Source organism: Streptomyces glomeratus (assembly GCF_021462825.1).
GTDB lineage: Bacteria > Actinomycetota > Actinomycetes > Streptomycetales > Streptomycetaceae > Streptomyces > Streptomyces glomeratus.
Map to the genome: position 1 here is coordinate 63,448 of NZ_JAKEEB010000018.1, position 15,748 is coordinate 79,195.

At 72.3% G+C, this 15,748-nt stretch carries 11 protein-coding genes and 1 pseudogene; 3 read left to right on the top strand and 9 right to left on the bottom strand.

Annotated elements, in window-relative coordinates; translation table 11 throughout:
• Positions 1-52 precede the first annotated feature (52 nt).
• The 4 genes and pseudogenes from LZ604_RS36300 to LZ604_RS21380 all read right to left on the bottom strand — a co-directional run.
• Positions 53-193 (bottom strand): annotated as a pseudogene (locus tag LZ604_RS36300) (LysR family transcriptional regulator); the annotation flags it as partial.
• A 121-nt stretch (positions 194-314) separates the two neighbouring features.
• A complete protein-coding gene (locus LZ604_RS21370) occupies positions 315-1,172 on the bottom strand; it encodes a restriction endonuclease (protein WP_234517029.1) in 858 nt (285 codons plus the stop codon).
• Positions 1,173-1,287: 115 nt separating this feature from the next.
• A complete protein-coding gene (locus tag LZ604_RS21375; RefSeq protein WP_234517030.1) occupies positions 1,288-2,166 on the bottom strand; it encodes a YegS/Rv2252/BmrU family lipid kinase in 879 nt (292 codons plus the stop codon).
• A 99-nt stretch (positions 2,167-2,265) separates the two neighbouring features.
• Complete coding sequence (locus LZ604_RS21380) at positions 2,266-3,861, bottom strand: FAD-binding oxidoreductase (RefSeq protein WP_234517031.1); 1,596 nt, start codon at positions 3,859-3,861, stop codon at positions 2,266-2,268.
• Positions 3,862-3,935: 74 nt separating this feature from the next.
• Here LZ604_RS21380 and LZ604_RS21385 point away from each other — a divergent pair, with 74 nt between their 5' ends.
• Positions 3,936-4,535 (top strand): TetR/AcrR family transcriptional regulator, encoded by a 600-nt coding sequence (locus tag LZ604_RS21385; RefSeq protein WP_234517032.1) that lies wholly within the window; start codon positions 3,936-3,938, stop codon positions 4,533-4,535.
• The gene (locus LZ604_RS21390; RefSeq protein WP_234517033.1) at positions 4,532-6,127 is read left to right on the top strand and encodes a glycerol-3-phosphate dehydrogenase/oxidase; all 1,596 of its coding nucleotides are present in this window, start codon (positions 4,532-4,534) and stop codon (positions 6,125-6,127) included. The genes LZ604_RS21385 and LZ604_RS21390 overlap by 4 nt, the downstream gene beginning before the upstream one ends.
• A gap of 159 nt (positions 6,128-6,286) precedes the next feature.
• Here the strand turns inward: LZ604_RS21390 and LZ604_RS35775 are convergent, their stop codons facing one another.
• The 5 genes from LZ604_RS35775 to LZ604_RS21415 all read right to left on the bottom strand — a co-directional run bounded on the left by LZ604_RS35775 (position 6,287) and on the right by LZ604_RS21415 (position 13,812).
• Positions 6,287-6,865 (bottom strand): ATP-binding protein, encoded by a 579-nt coding sequence (locus LZ604_RS35775; RefSeq protein ID WP_308283615.1) that lies wholly within the window; start codon positions 6,863-6,865, stop codon positions 6,287-6,289.
• A 3-nt stretch (positions 6,866-6,868) separates the two neighbouring features.
• Positions 6,869-9,709 carry a DUF5682 family protein gene (locus tag LZ604_RS21400; protein WP_234517035.1) on the bottom strand — a complete coding sequence of 947 codons (2,841 nt, stop codon included), beginning with the start codon at positions 9,707-9,709 and terminating at the stop codon, positions 6,869-6,871.
• Complete coding sequence (locus LZ604_RS21405; protein ID WP_234517036.1) at positions 9,706-10,818, bottom strand: ATP-binding protein; 1,113 nt, start codon at positions 10,816-10,818, stop codon at positions 9,706-9,708. The genes LZ604_RS21400 and LZ604_RS21405 overlap by 4 nt, the downstream gene beginning before the upstream one ends.
• Before the next feature lie 67 nt (positions 10,819-10,885).
• Entirely contained in the window at positions 10,886-12,391 is a 1,506-nt protein-coding gene (locus LZ604_RS21410; protein ID WP_234517037.1) for a VWA domain-containing protein, read from the bottom strand.
• Positions 12,388-13,812 carry a hypothetical protein gene (locus LZ604_RS21415; RefSeq protein ID WP_234517084.1) on the bottom strand — a complete coding sequence of 475 codons (1,425 nt, stop codon included), beginning with the start codon at positions 13,810-13,812 and terminating at the stop codon, positions 12,388-12,390. The genes LZ604_RS21410 and LZ604_RS21415 overlap by 4 nt, the downstream gene beginning before the upstream one ends.
• 997 nt (positions 13,813-14,809) lie before the next feature.
• On the opposite strand from LZ604_RS21415, the gene LZ604_RS21420 reads away from it, so the two are divergent.
• Positions 14,810-15,529: a hypothetical protein gene (locus LZ604_RS21420; protein ID WP_234517038.1), complete on the top strand. Its 720-nt coding sequence runs from the start codon at positions 14,810-14,812 to the stop codon at positions 15,527-15,529.
• Positions 15,530-15,748 lie beyond the last annotated feature (219 nt).

The window sequence follows — 15,748 nt, forward strand, 5'->3', positions numbered from 1 at the left end:
AGCAGCGCCGCACCCGCGTCGGTGGGCCGCACGCGGTGTTGCCGCGCACCAGCAGCTTCAGCCTGAGCTGACGCTCCGGGCAACCGACCGTCGGCGACGGCGCCGGCCCGCTGACGTGCAGCCGACGGGCCGCGGCGGAGAAACCGCCTTCTTCCACCACCGCGACGAAGGCATGCGGCTCACGCAGTTCCATGTGCCCATCGCACCACGGGGAGACCGTCAGGACCACGGCCGGTGATGGGCACGCCTCATGAGGTTCATGAACGGAGCGAATGGCTGGTGGAGGCCGGTGTACGTGTGTATCGCCGACGGGGTCACCCCGTCTCGCCGCCGCCCGTGTGCGCCCGCCACGGCTCCGGCCCCGTTCGTTCGCCCCAGGCCTCCAGATCCTCCCGGTCCCAGCACACGATCCCGCACTGCTCGGCGTACTCCCTGGCCGGGGCGGTGAAGCCGCTGGTGGTGACGACGACCGCGATGTCCGCCCCGTGCACGGCGAAGCAGGTGCCACCGAAGCGCTGGAGGTCCTGGGAGCCGACCCGGTTGCCGTCTCCGTAGCGCTTGCACTGGATGACGAGACGCCGTCCGTCCGGGGCCGTGGCCACGACATCGGCGCCGAGGTCCCCGGCTCCACCGACGACCTCCACCCCCGCGCATCCGTCGCGCTCGCACAGAGCGGCTATCGCCTGCTCGAACTCGTCGGGGCCCAAGGCGTCGTAGTCGACGACCTCGGCCGTCGGGGCGGCGGTGACCGCGTCAGGCATCCCGGGCGTGAGAATGACGGTGGCCTCGGCGCCGCGGTGGTCGGCGGCCGGCCCGTCGGCCCCGGCCGGATCATCCGGGGCGAGGGGCGCAGCCACCGCCGTGGGCGACACGGCCGGCTCCAGGCCGGGAAGGGACGGCTCGTCCAGCGCGTCGATCGCCGTTCTTGTCGCCTCGTCGAGCGCAGCGGTCGCCTCGCGAACCGTCCGGGCCACGGAGATCCGGTTCCGTCGGCGCCCTCGAAGAGCCGGAGCGGTAGCGACGGCGAGGACTCCGAGGACGACGGCCCAGGCGGGGCGGTACTCGACGACCCTGATCGCCGTACGAGCCGCCAGCCCCAGCAGGGCGATCACGGCCCCGAGAAGACCGAAGAACAGGGCGGTGGAGCGGAGGTCGAAAGAGCGCCGGTTCATCGGTCGGGTACGGCGGACGGGCGTGGCCACGTGGTGCACTCCCCCTCACGGGTTCGACTCGAAGATCACTTCGGCCGTTTTCCCGGGATCGCGCACTTCACCACCCCGCGCGCTGTCAGCACAGCACGGCGAGCGCTCCGGGCAGCACCCTGGCGGTGACGGGGAGGACGGTGTCGACCTCGCCGTCGGCGCCGAACGGGACATCCCGGTCGGCCTCGATACGGACCTCTGTGCCGCGCACGATCCGCACCTCGGGCCGGTGCACATGGGCCCCCGACTTGAGCTCGTTCATCAGGGCGAAGAAGAGCCGGCGCGGCGCCTCACGGATCATCACCACGTCGAGCAGCCCGTCGTCGACACGGGCGTCGGGGGCGATGATGCGGCCGGAGCCGTAGTAGGCGGAGTTCGCGGCGACGACGGTGTAGCCGCGGTGCGTCAGTTCCTCGCCGTCGACGGTGACCCGGTAGCCGGCCGGCCGCCAGCCGGCGACGGCCCGCAGTCCGCCCGCGTAGTAGGAAGCGGCGCCCTTCAGGACGGTGGAGCGGTTGGCGTGGCGGTTGGCGAGCGCGTCGACGCCCGCGTACACGCTGCCGAGGGCGACGCTGCGGCCGTGGGCGGACTCCACTTCGATGGTGTCGACGGAACGGGGAACGTGGTGGAGCAGCACCCGGGCCAGTGCCTCCGGGTCGGTGGGCAGGCCGAGCGCGCGGGCGAAATCGTTGCCACGGCCGGCCGGGATCAGGCCGAAGAGCGTGTCCGTGCCGCTGAGGGCGCCACCGATGCCGCCGACGATGCCGTCGCCGCCGACGGCCAGGACGACCCGCTGCCGCTGTCCGGCCTCCCGGGCGAGTTCCTGGGCATGCGGCAGGCTGCGGCTGTACTCGGTCTCCAGTTCCGCCCCGGCCTCCCGCAGCACCCGGGCCACCCGGAGCAGTACCGCGACCCCGGCGGATCCGCCGGCGGCGGGGTTGACGATCGCGGTGAACTGTCGCATCGGTGTGCCTCCGGGGGCGCCTGACGGTCGTGGACCATGCGGGTGGTGTGCGGGAGGGAGGGGTGTGTGGGAGGAGAGTACGCGGGATGCGGGCGGGGGTCAGTCGGCGGGCAGAAGGACGCCGGGGTTGAGCAGACCGGTGGGGTCCAGCCGGCGCTTGACGGCCTGGAGGGCGCCGATGCCGAGAGGCCCGGCTTCCCGGACGTACCAGTCGCGGTGGTCGGTGCCCACACCGTGGTGATGGCTGATCGTGCCGCCCGCCGCCATGATCGCCTCGTTGGCGGCCTGTTTGGCCGGCGCCCAGTGCGCCACGGGATCGTCACCCTGCGCGGAGACCACGGTGAAGTACAGGGAGGCGCCGTTCTCGTAGACATGGGAGATGTGGCACATCACCAGGGGCGGTGTGCCCGCGTCGGTGAGCGTCGTGGTGAGCGCTTCACGGACGGAGGCGTACAGCCCCGGCAGTCGCGACCAGAAGGCGGCGGTCTCCAGTGTCTCGGCGAACGCTCCGGCGTCCAGCAGCGCGTCCCGGAGGTAGGGCGCCGAGTAGCGGCCGTGGGCCCAGCGCTCCCCCGGCTCCTGGCCCAGAAGGGTGCCACCGCAGTCGCGCAGCACGGCCGCGGCCCGTTCCCGTCGGTGTGAGGTGTCCTCCTCGGTGCCCTCGTATCCGACGATCGCGAGGCATCCGGCGGCCTGCGGCAGACCCGAGGCCCCGATGGCGTCGGGCTGGGCAAGGCCGATGAGCGTCTCGGTCTCGTCCGACAGGCGCAGCACGGTCGGGCGCGGCCCGTCCTGGGCCAGGCGCCGCAGGGCGGCGGCACCCTCCTCGAAGGAGTCGAAGCGCCACCCTTCGTAGACGCGGCTGTGCGGGACGGGGCAGATCCGTACCGTCACCGACGTGATGACGCCGAACGCTCCCTCTGAGCCGAGGACGAGCTGACGCAGGTCGGGTCCGGCGGCCGAACGCGGCGCGCGGCCCACTTCGAGGGTCCCGGTGGGGGTGGCGAGGGTGAGGCCGAGCACCATCTCGTCGAAGCGGCCGTAGCCGGCGGACGCCTGTCCGCTGGAGCGTGCGGCGGCGAACCCGCCGATGGTGGCCCACTCATAGGACTGGGGGAAGTGGCCGAGGGTGAAGCCGTGTTCCGCCAGGAGCGCTTCGGCCTGCGGGGCCCGCAGGCCGGGTTGCAGGGTGGCGGTGCGGGAGACCGGATCGACGTCGAGCAGGCCGTCCAGGCGGCGCAGGTCCAGGGCCACGAAGGGGCGCCGCCGCTCGGGGGCGAGGCCGCCCACGACGGAGGTGCCGCCGCCGAACGGGACGAGGGACAGGTCGTGGCCGGCGCAGACCTCCATCACCGCGAGGACCTCCTCGTGGCTGGCCGGGAGGACCACGGCCGCGGGGAGGTCGCCCACGTCGCCGTCGCGGATGCGGAGCAGATCGGGGGTGGACTTGCCGCGGGTGTGCCGGATGCGGGACTCGGCGTCGGTGCGCAGGTGCTCCTCGGCGCCGACGGCGGCCAGCAGCGCCTGGTGCGCGGCGGGATCCAGGGGAGGTTCCGGCACGGTGATCTCGTCCAGGGCGACCGGCTCGGCGCCGCGCGGCTTCACACCGAGCATGTCGCGCAGCAGCCCGATCACCGTGTCGGGCAGCGGCGTGGCCCGGGCCGGGTCGCCCCAGCCGCTCCACAGCATGTCCATGGTGCTTGTCCTCACCGGTCGTCGTGAAAGGAGCCGTCTCCTGCGCTGCCGCAGGGGGCGTTACACTGTTACACATGACGCCTATTCGTCACAACGCCTCGGACAACGATCCGGTGCTCGACGCGGTCCGCGACTGCGTCCTGGCCGTCGGTGTCCGGCGCACCACCCTGACCGACGTGGCGCGCCGAGCCGGCGTCTCCCGGATGACGCTGTACCGCCGCTGGCCCGATGTCCGGTCGCTGGTCGGCGACCTGATGACCCGGGAGTGGATCGCGGTCGCCACCGGCGCGATGCCCGAGCGCGGCCGCGGGACGGACGCGCGCTCCCTGATCGTGGAGGGACTTGCGAAGGGCGTGGACGCCTTCCGCCGCCATCCGCTCTTCCGCAAGATCGTCGACGTGGACCCGGAACTCCTCCTCCCTTATGTGCTCGACCGGCGGGGAGCGAGCCAGGACGCCCTCCTCCAACTGCTCACCGAAGCCCTCCAGGAGGGCCACGCGGACGGGTCGGTACGCCCCGGCCACCCCGAACGGCAGGCCAGGTCCCTGCTCCTGGTCGCCCAGTCCTTCACCCTGTCGCTGCGCACCATGACCGAGGAGGACGACGCCGAGTTGGGCACCGAGGCCTTCTACGGAGAACTGCGGACCATCCTCGAGAGGACCCTCACACCATGAGCTCCAGCAGCAGCCCGGCCCCTTCGGGACAGCCCGCTCCGGGCACGTCCCTGACCGCCGCCCGCCGCCTGCGCGAACTGGACGAGACCGTCGGCGGGCCGCCCGTGGACGTCCTGGTCGTCGGCCTCGGCGCGACCGGCGCGGGCGCCGCCCTGGACGCCGCCGCCCGTGGACTGACGGTGGCCGCGATCGACGCCCACGACCTGGCCTTCGGCACCTCCCGCTGGAGTTCCAAGCTCATTCACGGCGGTCTGCGCTATCTCGCCTCCGCGCAGTTCGACGTCGCCCACGAAAGCGCACTCGAACGCGGCATCCTGATGGAGCGCACCGCCCCCCATCTGGTGCGTGCCCAGCCGTTCGTGCTGCCGCTCACCCCCCTGGTCTCCCGCGGTCAGGCCGCCCTGGCCTGGGCCGGCTTCCGGGCCGGTGACTCGCTGCGCCTGGCGGCACGCACGGCCCGGTCGACGCTGCCCGCGCCGCGCAGGCTCTCCGCGGCGGAGACACGCCATCTGGCTCCCGCGCTGCGTGCCGCGGGCCTGCGCGGCGGGTTGCTCTCCTGGGACGGACGCGTGACCGACGACGCCCGCCTGGTCACCGCGGTCGCGCGCACCGCCGCGGCACGGGGCGCACGGATCCTGACCCGTGTACGGGCCCTGGAACTCACCTCGTCCGGGGCCCGGGTACGCGACGAACTCACCGGCCGCGAGGGCGAGATCCGGGCCCGCGCGGTGATCAACGCTTCCGGCGTCTGGGCCGGCGGCCTGGTGGACGGGGTCCGTATACGGCCCTCGCGCGGCACCCACCTCGTACTGCGCGCCGACCGGCTCGGCTTCCTGCCCGCCGGCCTGCACATTCCGATCCCGGGCGAGACCAACCGCTTCGTTCTCGTCCTGCCCCAGGGCGACGGCCGGGTCTACGTCGGCCTCACCGACGAGCCCGTGGACGACGTGCCGGACGTGCCCTCCGTGCCCGAGACCGACATCGGCTTTCTGCTCGACGTCCTCGGCTCCGCCCTGGAGATCCCGATCCACCGCGACGACGTGGTGGGTGCCTTCGCCGGACTGCGGCCCCTGCTGGACACCACACCGGCCGGGGGCTCCGGCGCGGCACCGAGGACCGCCGACATCTCCCGCAGGCACGCCGTCCTCACCTCGCCAGAGGGCGTGGTCACCGTGGTCGGGGGCAAGCTGACCACCTATCGGCGGATGGCCCAGGACGCCGTCGACGCCGCGATCGCCGCCCGCCGTCTGGCCGCGGGGCCCTCGCCCACCGCCGGTCTTCCCCTGGTCGGCGCCGCGTCGCCCCAGGTGCTGGGCGCCCTGCGCGCACCGCGGCGTCTGGTCAGCCGGTACGGCACCGAGGCGCCGGCCGTGCACGCCCTGGCCGTGAGCGACCCCCGGCTGGCCGAGCCGGTCCTGGAGGGCCACCCGGTCACCCGCGCCGAACTGCTGTGGGCCGTACGCCATGAAGGAGCGCTCGACACGGCCGACCTGCTGGACCGCCGCACCCGCATCGGACTGGTTCCCGACGACCGCGCCACCGCTGTGGAGAGCGCACAGGAGGTCCTCGGCGAGGACCCGGGCGGCCGCTGACGGGCGGCACGTACCGGAACACCCGGAGCGGCCCCGCACCCCTGGTGCCGGCCCGCTGGTCTCCCGCGCGGCGGAAGCGAGTACCGCCGTGCCACAGTGCTGCCGTGCCGCAGTGCCGCAGTGCCGCCTTCGGAGCGCACGGCAGTACTGCGGCACGGGTCAGGCGGCGGTGGTCAGGTCCGCCCAGTGCAGGGCGCGGTGGTGTGCACGGCCCTCGCCGTGGGCCGTGGCGACCTCGTCGATGATGCGCAGGCCTCGTCCGCGCTCCTCCGGGCCGCAGCTCGCCGCCCACGCGGCCTCGCGCCGGGCCGGGCCGCTGTCGGTGACCTCGACCCGTATGCCACGCGGTCCGACGTGCAGGTGCAGCACGATCGGCGGCCGGGCGTGCTCCACGGCGTTGGTGACCAGTTCCGACACCAGCAGCAGTACCCCGTCGATGGTGTGCTGGTCCATCCGCCGGCGCTCGAGGAAGGTCCGGGCACGCCGACGGGCCAGCCCCGCGGCCTCGGGCCGGTGACACAACAGCCATGCACGGCGGTGGACCGGTCGGCCGGCTGCCTGTGCGCGCCCGCCCGGCCGGACCTGATGGCTAAACCCGTGCGGAATACCCATGGCACCCATGACACCTCGCCTACAACCGACTAAACGTTCGGTTGGAGGCGAGGTATTCCTGCGGGAGCCGCCGTGCCGCATGCGGCCGGACACACCCCCTCGGTCACCGGGGCCATGGCCCGGCATGCGTCAGGAGGCGGCCAGCAACGCCTCCAGCGCGACCGCCGTGTCGGGGTGGTGTCCGAGCAGCGCCACGCCGGACGGTCCCGGTTCCGCCCGCTCCCAGGCCTCGTCGCAGCCCAGGATCCCCGCCACCGCATCGCATGTGGCCGGGTGGGCGGCGAGCAGTGCGACGCCACGGTTCTCCCCGGCGCGCCCGGCAGAAGGATCGGCTCGGGGGCCCGGCTGGTCCCGCCACGGCGGAACCCATGCGTCCAGCACCGGCAGCCGGCCGGGGAAGATGCGCCCGGCCTCACGGATCAGCAGCGGAGCCAGCTCGGCACCGTCGGACCGCAATGTGGTGATCAAGGTCGGCAGCCAGGGCAGCAGCACCGGGTCCGGCAACCGTGCGAACGCGTTCGAAACGGCCTCCACGACGAAGTCGGCCAGCTGTGGAACCGGCTCCAGCGCGTGCAGGAATCCACTGAGATAACGCGGATACGCGGGGACGACCAACGGGTTGTCCAGCAGGTCCTCACACCGGGCCCGCAGTTCCGCGCGGGAGAGATGTCCCAGCTGCACCTGAGCCGCCCACAACAGGGCCGTCTTCGACGGCTCCTGCGGGTGGGACTGCGCGACTGCCAGCTCCAGCTGGGTCCGGTCGCAGCCCAGCGACAGCGCGAGGCTCTCCATGCCGAACAGGAAGCCCATGGTCGCCGCGACCTGACGGACCGTCGCCTCCTCGTCGGTGAACGCCGTCGGCAACAGGGTGCAGTAGTGGGCGTAGCCGGCCTTGACGAAGGACTCGATCCACGGCGGGAGCACCGGTTCGCCGGTGCGGTAGTAGGCCAGCAGCCGTCGTACCCGGCGCAGCACCTCCGGCGCGCCGTCGACGCCCCGTTCTCTCGACAGCACCTCAAGGGCGTGTGTGCCCAGCTCGTCGGCGAGGCGGCGGCTGCGCAGATACAGCGTCGCGTCCTCCACCGTCTCCAGCACGGTTGCCGCGGTGGCGTGCGGACCGTACGCGGTGCGCCGCAGGCGCTGCTCCAGGACCTGCTCGATGCTGACGCCTTCGTAGCCGAGTTCGATGAGCGCCCGCTGGTGGGTGCCGAGCGCGAGATCCCAGGACTCCTGGATGGACCGCTCGCCGAGCCGCCGCTCGCCCATGATCGGCCGCGCGGCGCCCTGGGGCATCAGACGGCGCAGCATCCACAGCACATCCGAGCACTGCTGGAGTTCCGGCCGGGAGGCGATGTCCAGCAAGGCGCGCTGCACACCGCGCTGCCCGAGCTTCAGGCCGAGCGGCGCGAGCCGGTCGTGCACGTCGCGCGCAAGGGGTGGCAGGGCGTCGTAGCCGACCTGGCCGATCCGGTCGCCGCCCATCATGATCTCCACCAGGCGGCGCACATCGCGTCGGCCCGGCACGGAGTCCTTCTCGATGCAGGTGACCGCCGCGTCCTGGAAGTCGTACGGCGTGGGCTTGGCCCGGTCGCGCATCCCGGCCAGCAGGATCGACGTCTCGAACACCGCGATGGCGTCGGCGGTGGAGGCGAGGTAGCCGTTGCGGCGTGCCGCGCGCACGATCTCCACCGACCAGCCGAGCAGTTCCGCCTCGTCCAGCCGGTCGAGCACCGGCGGCCGCTGGAGGAAGCCGGACAGTCTGTCCGTGGACAAGGCTGCCGGCTCGGGTACGGCCGCCGCGCCCGTCGTCCCGGTTGTCGCGTTCTTCCCGGTCGCTTTGGTCTTCCTGGCTGCCGCGGTCTTCTTCGCGCCCGCCTGACCGTCCAGGCGGTACGGCCGTATCCCCGTGCGCCTGAGGTTCTTCGCCCACACCGTGGCGGCGATCGACACGGAGCCGGCGGCGAGACCGAACTGTGCCTCGATCGCCGCGTGGCTGGACGGGATCAGGCCGTACTGCCACTTGGTGGCGCTGGATGGGCTGATCTCGAAGGTGTCGGCACCGTGGACGCCGAACTCCGCGACCCGGCTGGCCGCGTGGAACGCACCGCACACATAGAGGCAGTCCGCGGGATCGGTCCCGGTCGCGGCGAGGTGTGCGCGCATCCTGGTCCACATATGGCGCTCGCGGTCCTCGTCCACGCGCACCCGTCGCGGATCGCCGGGGGCGAGGCGCCGGAACAGACTGCCGATCAGAAGCATGACCTGCCGGTAGGTGTCGTGGTCGCAGTCGCCGAGCGGCAGCTCGACGTACTGGTGCCACCATTCCGACCAGTGCCGCACCCGGCCGTGGCGCAGCAGATGCTCCTCCAGCTCGGCGAAGCGCGGCCTGAGATCGCCGATCTCCACGCCGACCGCGTCGCCGTGCAGCGCGGCCTCCTCCTCGGCCGGGGGCGCGTCCGGATCGGCCGGCTCGGCGGAGGCCGTGTCGCGCGGCTCCCACTGGAACACATGGTCCGAGGAGCGGTCGACGAGCACCAGCTCGACACCCGGTGTGTCCAGCGCGTAGGCGATCGCCTGGTACTCCGCCGAAGCCTCGGTGATCGGCGCGACCACCGACAAGGGCGCCCAGTCGGCCGGGAAGCCGTCGACCTCGGTCGCGAACGCCTGCACCGCGACCGGGAGTCTGCAGTTGCGCAGTTCGGTCAGCAGCGGTGCCATGTCCTCGCACAGCTCCAGGTACACCACCTTCGGCTGCTTCTCCCGCAGCCGGCGCGCCATCGCGGTCGCCGAGGCGGGCGAGTGGTGGCAGACCGGGAAGATCTCCAGTGGTTCCCGCACCGCTCGGTCGACGTCGTCGACGATGCCGAGCAGGATGCCCTCCAGGGCGTCCGGCCCGTCGGCGAACGCCGCTGCCGCCTGCTGCAGTTGTGAGCGCAGCGCGTCGAACGTCCCCTCTCCCTTGCCGCTCATGACAGGGTGGCGATCGTGTCGCGGCCGCCCTCGAGGAACTCCGGCCAGGATCCGCCTTCTTCCTTGCTGCGCGGTTCGACGACCCCGTGCAGGTACTTGTTGAGGATGGCCAGGTCCTCCGGCTCGCGGCGGGCCAGCGATCCCACGAGCGAGGAGGCCAGTGTGCGGGCGGTCAGCGTGCGCTCGCCGAAGAAGTTGCTGTGCAGAATGGCATCCTCCAGCACACCGATCTGCTCGGCGGTGGACAGCGCGGATTCCAGCCTCTCGTCGTCGCCGGCCGCCGCGGCGGCCGAGGCGCGCAGGTCGGCGAAGCTCTGCAGCAGCACGTCGAGCAGCGTCGGCGGCACGTCCAGCTCGATGCGGTGGCGGCGCAGCAGTTCCTCGGTGCGGAAACGGACGATCTCCGCCTCGCTCTTCTTGTTCGTCACCACCGGGATGCGTACGAAGTTGAAGCGGCGCTTGAGGGCCGAGGACAGGTCGTTGACGCCCCGGTCACGGCTGTTGGCGGTGGCGATGACGGAGAAGCCGGGCTTGGCGAAGACGATGTTGTCGCTGTCCAGCTCGGGGACCGAGATGTACTTCTCCGACAGGATCGAGATCAGGGCGTCCTGGACGTCGCTGGTGGAGCGGGTGAGTTCCTCGAAGCGGCCGATCGCACCGGACTCCATCGCGGTCATGATCGGCGAGGGGATCATCGACTCGCGCGACTGGCCCTTGGCGATCACCATCGACACGTTCCAGGAGTACTTGATGTGGTCCTCCGTGGTGCCGGCCGTGCCCTGCACCACCAGGGTGGAATTACGGCAGATCGCGGCGGACAGCAGTTCCGCCAGCCAGCTCTTGCCGGTGCCGGGGTCGCCGATGAGCAGCAGACCGCGGTCGGAGGCCAGCGTGACGATGGAGCGCTCGACGAAGCTGCGGTCGCCGAACCACTTCTGCGGTATGTCCCGGTCGAGACCGTCGGAGCGCTCGGAGCCCAGGATGAACAGCCGGACCATCTTCGGGGACAGGCGCCAGGCGAAGGGCTTGGGGCCGTCGTCGATCGACTCCAGCCAGTCGAGCTCCTCGGCGTACTTGATCTCGGCAGGGGCGCGCAACAGGTCGGACATGACAGGGCCTTTCACAGTGGATGACTGAGCGAATGACGAACGAAGACCGAGTGGAGAACCGGAAGGACTAGGCGAGAAACGTCTTGAGTTCCTGGACGAGCTTGCGGATGTGACCGGAGATCACCGGCGTGCCCAGATCCTTGAAGCGCTCCCGGAACCATGGGTTGACGCTGCCGCGGCCGGAACTGGTCACCGAGCCGACGGGTATGAACTTGACCCCCGAGCGGTGCAGGGCGGACATGCTCTCGAACAGTTGCTCGGTGCGCCATTCGTAGAAGTCGGAGATCCAGACGACCACGGTGTTGCGGGGTTCGGCGACCTTCGGCTGGGCCAGCGCCATGGCGACCGTGCCGTCGGTGCCGCCGCCCAGGTTGGTCCGCAGCAGGGTCTCGAAGGGGTCGTGCACCCACGGCGTGAGGTCGAGCGCCTGTGTGTCGTAGGCGATGAGGTGTACGTCCACCTTGGGCAGCCCGGCGAAGATCGACGCCAGGATGGTGCAGTTGACCATCGAGTCGACCATCGAGCCCGACTGGTCCACGACCACGATCAGCCGCTGGGGCGTCGTCTTGCGGGCGGTGTGGCGGTAGTAGAGGCGGTCGACGTAGAGCCGCTCCTCCTCCGGGCTCCAGTTGGTGAGGTTCTTCCAGATCGTGCGGTCCAGGTCCAGGTTGCGGAAGACGCGCTTGGGCGGCACCGAACGGTCCAGGGCGCCGACCGTGGCCTTTTCCACCTGCGTACGCAGCACCTCGGCGACCTCGTCGACGAAGCGGCGGATCAGGGCCTTGGCGTTGGCCAGGGCGACACCGGAGAGGTTGTTCTTGTCCCGCAGCAGCTGCTCGATCAGCGACATGCTCGGCGTCAGCCGGGAGGCGAGCTGCGGGTCCGCGAGAACCTCGCGCAGGTGCATCCTCTTGACGAGGTCCGCCTCGATGGAGCCGAGTTCCGGGCCGATCGCCGGGATCAGCCGGCTGAGATCGGGCGTCGTACCGCGGCCGCCGGAGCCGGTCGGGGTGACGCCCGGGCCCGCGGCGCCGCCCCCAGCGCCGCGGCCGCCGCGCAGGTCGCCCGGCTTGCAGCCGAACGCCCGCTCCAGCCAGCCCGCGTCGGACTGCCAGCGGGACAGCTGTGCGGCGGTGACCGTACCGGAGCCGGCGGCGAAGACGTTGAGCAGCACCTTGGACACCAGTGCCGCACGCCGCACCTCTGCCGCGTGGTCACGTGCGCCGTCGTCGTCGGGCTCCGGCACCATGAGGCCCTCGAACTCCTCGGTCAGCTCCGGATGGCGCTGCACGATCGAGTCGACTGACGTCGCCGGGTCCAGCAGCGCGGGCGGCAGGCCTATGTCCTCGACGACGGCGAGGCTCGCCGACTCGAGCGTCGCCTGCTCCTCGTGGTCGAAGAGGCGGGCGAGAAGCCGCCAGTACAGAACCTGGCGACGGTTGTCGTGGGCTGCCGACCCGTGGTCCGCCGGAACCGTATGTCCGGTCGTCCGCCCTGTGACTTGCTCGGTCGGCCACCCTGTGGCTTGCTCGGTCGGCCGCCCTGTGGCTTGCTCGGTCGTTTGCCCGGTCATTTCCGCAGCAGCCTCCCGGCGCGCTCCCGCAGCGCGGCGACGGCATCGGTGGCGGCCTTCTCGGCCTTGATCCCGGCCTTGTCGGCCGTGCCGCCGGCCCATGCCCCGGCGTGCACCGCCACCGCCTTCTTCCGCACGGTCGTCTCCACGGCGAGCGGCTGCACGCTGAACGCACCGGCGTCCCAGCGCAGCAGGCCGATGCAGGCCCTCGACGCCGCCACTTCCTCGGCCCCGAGCGGTCCGGCACCCGGCGCCCGGTCGGCGTCGACGGCGAGCCGGTGACCGGCGACCGTGAACGTCAGCGCGTCCTCGTCCCGCTGGACGGCGTATCCCTCCAGCAGCACGGGTACGGCGATACGGGCCGGGTGCCGGTCCAGTGGCGCGGCCGGCGCGGCCGTCGCCGCGGGCAGGGCGACGCGGGCGGTGGCGAAGGCGTCGGCGGGCTCACCCGGACGTCCGTGCTCCTCGCTCCAGATCAGATCGCCTTCGGCGGTGATCGGCATGTCCACGAGATCCATGGAGCGGCCCTCGCCGGCCGCGGCCAGCAGCGACATGTGCGGCCGCATCAGCTGCCAGACACCGGCTCCGAGAACCGTGTCCGGCTTGGGCACCGAGATACTGGCCCGCACCAGCCGTGGCGCGCTGCCGTCGGCGGGTTCCAGTACCGCGTGGACCTGCGCCTGGGCCGCGGTCGCGTGTTCCTGCACATCCACGCCGAGGGGCAGCAGTCGGCCGGTGACCGTACCGGCCGCGGGGGTGCCGGCGGCGTGCGGCAGCGTCAGGAGCATCGCCCGTGACCACAGGTCGCCCCAGCGGCGTACCGGGATCCGTTCGAGTGACGCGCCGGGGCAGGAGGCGGCGAGTTCGGCGGCGAAGCCGTCGAGAAGGGTGCCCAGGCGGCGCAGGGCGGGGTCCGGGAGCATCGCGGAGACGACCTGTGCCGCCCCGGAGACCGTCTCGTGGTCGATGCCCTGCCATCCGGCGCGCGCCAGATCGCACAGCCAGGCGCGGGCGGCGGCCGGCAGGTTCGCCGTCGCTTGCGCACCGGGCTCCGGGACCGCCTCCGCCTCGCCGTGCCCCCGGCCGGTCGTCTCCGCGACACGCGCCATGAGCGCATCGTGCACGGCGCCCAGCAGCGCGGTGCGGGCGGCGGCCAGGGCGACCAAGTCGTCCTCGCCGGCCGCTCCGGCGGCGGCCTTCCCGGCGGCCTCGGCGACCCTGGAGGCCAGCGGCGTCCCCGCGACGGCGTCGGCGAGTTCACCGAGAGCCACGGCCTGGTCGGGTCGCGGACGGAGCAGTCCGCCGACGAGCGCCCGGTCGAAGGCGTCGACGGCCGTCAGGGCATCGTCCAGTCCCGCAACGGGCTCGGCGAGCGGGCCGGTGCGCTCCGCCTCGCCCGAACCGGGCTCGCGCGGGGGCACCCCCGTCGCCGCCGCCCTCGTCGGCGGGAACCACTGCATCTCGGGCAAAGGGGCGGTGGTCGGGGCCAGTTGCAGATAGGCCAGGTGGCGCAGGAACCGGCTGAAGACGGCGGCGGCGGCCTTGGTGTCCGCCTGCGGGGGCCGGGCGCCGGTCATGGCCGAGACGACGGTGTCCGCGCTGGGACCCTCGTCCGAGATCTCCACACGCAGATAACGGGCGACGCGCTCGGCGCCGTACTGCAGCACGGCCTCGTTGATCATGGCCCGGATGTGATTGCAGAAAGAGCCCCGTGCGCCACCGCAGGGACGGTTGTTGTTGGTACTGCAGGCGAACGCGTAGGTCCCGGCCGCGACCGACGAGACGTACACCCGCTCGATGTCCGAGCCGCTGGACACCACACCCTGCAGACGTCCGTCGGCCAGTTCGACGAACGGAACCTTGGCCAGCTTGCGCGGCCGAGCGGGCGGTGTCACGCGTGCCGTGCTCGACTTCTCCCAATGCGACAACGCACCATCTCCTTTGCGCCCAGGGGACTTCCACGCCGGATCGGCGGGACACGGCTGAACATAGTGGCGACCACTGACAACGCCTCGGGGAGCGGCACATCACCCCGGCCGGTCATCGGCCGGCGACGGATCGGGGACAACCGCGCCCCGGCCGGGGCCCGGCACGGGCGCATCGATCCGCCGCTCGGGGACACCGCGGCTCAACGCCCGGCGCCCGCCGAATCCCCGAGCGAGCCTCGACGGGTATGCGCCGCATGGCGTAACCGCCACCCGGACGGGCTAGCCAGGTGGCGTGTCGTCAGATGTGCCCCCGTGCGGCTGTCACCGCAAGGAGCCACCGTCGGCCGCACCCGGGATGGACCAGGCCACCGCGCGATCTTCGGCCCGTTCGCACACGCTGATCCCAGGGCCGGCCCACGCCGGACATCCGCTCCACAGGCAGGTCCGCCCCTCCCGCCGTCCCACGACCCCACACAAGGGAGCATGCGCAATGGCAGTGACGACGGACGCGCTCATTCCGGTGCTACAAGACGCCCGGAAGACCCACGCCGCGCTCATCCACATGCTGCGAGCGGATTTGGCTGTCACCCCCGCACATCCGCACCGCCACACACTCGAACACCTCCTCGCCGACGTACGGGCGCACATCGACCGCATCGACGACCATGTCCGCGCCCTGCGGCCCCGGCGGCTGCTGACCGACGCCACCGCCCTCGTCCGGACGCTCGCGTCGGTCGCCGTCCGCGCGGCGCGCATCCCTCTGGAGGCCGGCGCGGTGATCGCGGACGGTGTCCTGCTCGGCGGACGCCCGGCCACCGACCGCCAGATGCTGAGGATCACGGAGTGCGAGTACGCCGCCGCCGCCCAGGCCCTGGCGGCCTGCCGCGCCGGTGAGAGCGTCGCGGCGCTCGCCGACGACGAGAGCGCCATGAACCTGCTCGGATCACTGCGCCAGCGGGACGAGGAAGTACTGCGGACACTGGAGAACCGCCTCGAACAGCTCGCCCTGGCCCTGGCCGAGGCGACGGCCGGTGGCGGCCGGTCCACCCGGACCTACGGCACGCCCACGGCGACGCCGGCCCGCCTGTCCGGACTGCAAGACCATCAGTCCTGGTCCGGTCACCGTCCGCCCGCGGACACCCGGGTCGGCTCCGGCGCTCCGGGGACGGGACTCCAGGCAGCCGCACCCGTCGCGGGAAGGGGTCAGTGACGATCGGCGGACACCACGGAGACCACCGGCCGACCGAGCGGGATGCCTCCCGGGCCGCCCGCCACGGACACCAGTGGGAGACGGCGACCGTCTCCGTCCTGACCTTGCGCTCAGCCGGTGCGCACGGTGCTCGGCAGCCCGACATGGCGGTTTCGGACCGCGCATGTCCGTGCGCACCCGCCACTCTTACGGGAGGTTTGCGCGAGAAGTGAGCCACTG

What these genes read in the sequence shown, in the direction of transcription:
- LZ604_RS21410 (WP_234517037.1), bottom strand. Translation starts at nt 12,391, where the DNA reads ATGACCGGGCAAACGACCGAGCAAGCCACAGGGCGGCCGACCGAGCAA.
- LZ604_RS21405 (WP_234517036.1), bottom strand. Translation starts at nt 10,818, where the DNA reads ATGTCCGACCTGTTGCGCGCCCCTGCCGAGATCAAGTACGCCGAGGAG.
- LZ604_RS21390 (WP_234517033.1), top strand. Translation starts at nt 4,532, where the DNA reads ATGAGCTCCAGCAGCAGCCCGGCCCCTTCGGGACAGCCCGCTCCGGGC.
- LZ604_RS35775 (WP_308283615.1), bottom strand. Translation starts at nt 6,865, where the DNA reads ATGCCGGGCCATGGCCCCGGTGACCGAGGGGGTGTGTCCGGCCGCATG.
- LZ604_RS21400 (WP_234517035.1), bottom strand. Translation starts at nt 9,709, where the DNA reads ATGAGCGGCAAGGGAGAGGGGACGTTCGACGCGCTGCGCTCACAACTG.
- LZ604_RS21380 (WP_234517031.1), bottom strand. Translation starts at nt 3,861, where the DNA reads ATGGACATGCTGTGGAGCGGCTGGGGCGACCCGGCCCGGGCCACGCCG.
- LZ604_RS21375 (WP_234517030.1), bottom strand. Translation starts at nt 2,166, where the DNA reads ATGCGACAGTTCACCGCGATCGTCAACCCCGCCGCCGGCGGATCCGCC.
- LZ604_RS21370 (WP_234517029.1), bottom strand. Translation starts at nt 1,172, where the DNA reads ATGAACCGGCGCTCTTTCGACCTCCGCTCCACCGCCCTGTTCTTCGGT.
- LZ604_RS21385 (WP_234517032.1), top strand. Translation starts at nt 3,936, where the DNA reads ATGACGCCTATTCGTCACAACGCCTCGGACAACGATCCGGTGCTCGAC.
- LZ604_RS21420 (WP_234517038.1), top strand. Translation starts at nt 14,810, where the DNA reads ATGGCAGTGACGACGGACGCGCTCATTCCGGTGCTACAAGACGCCCGG.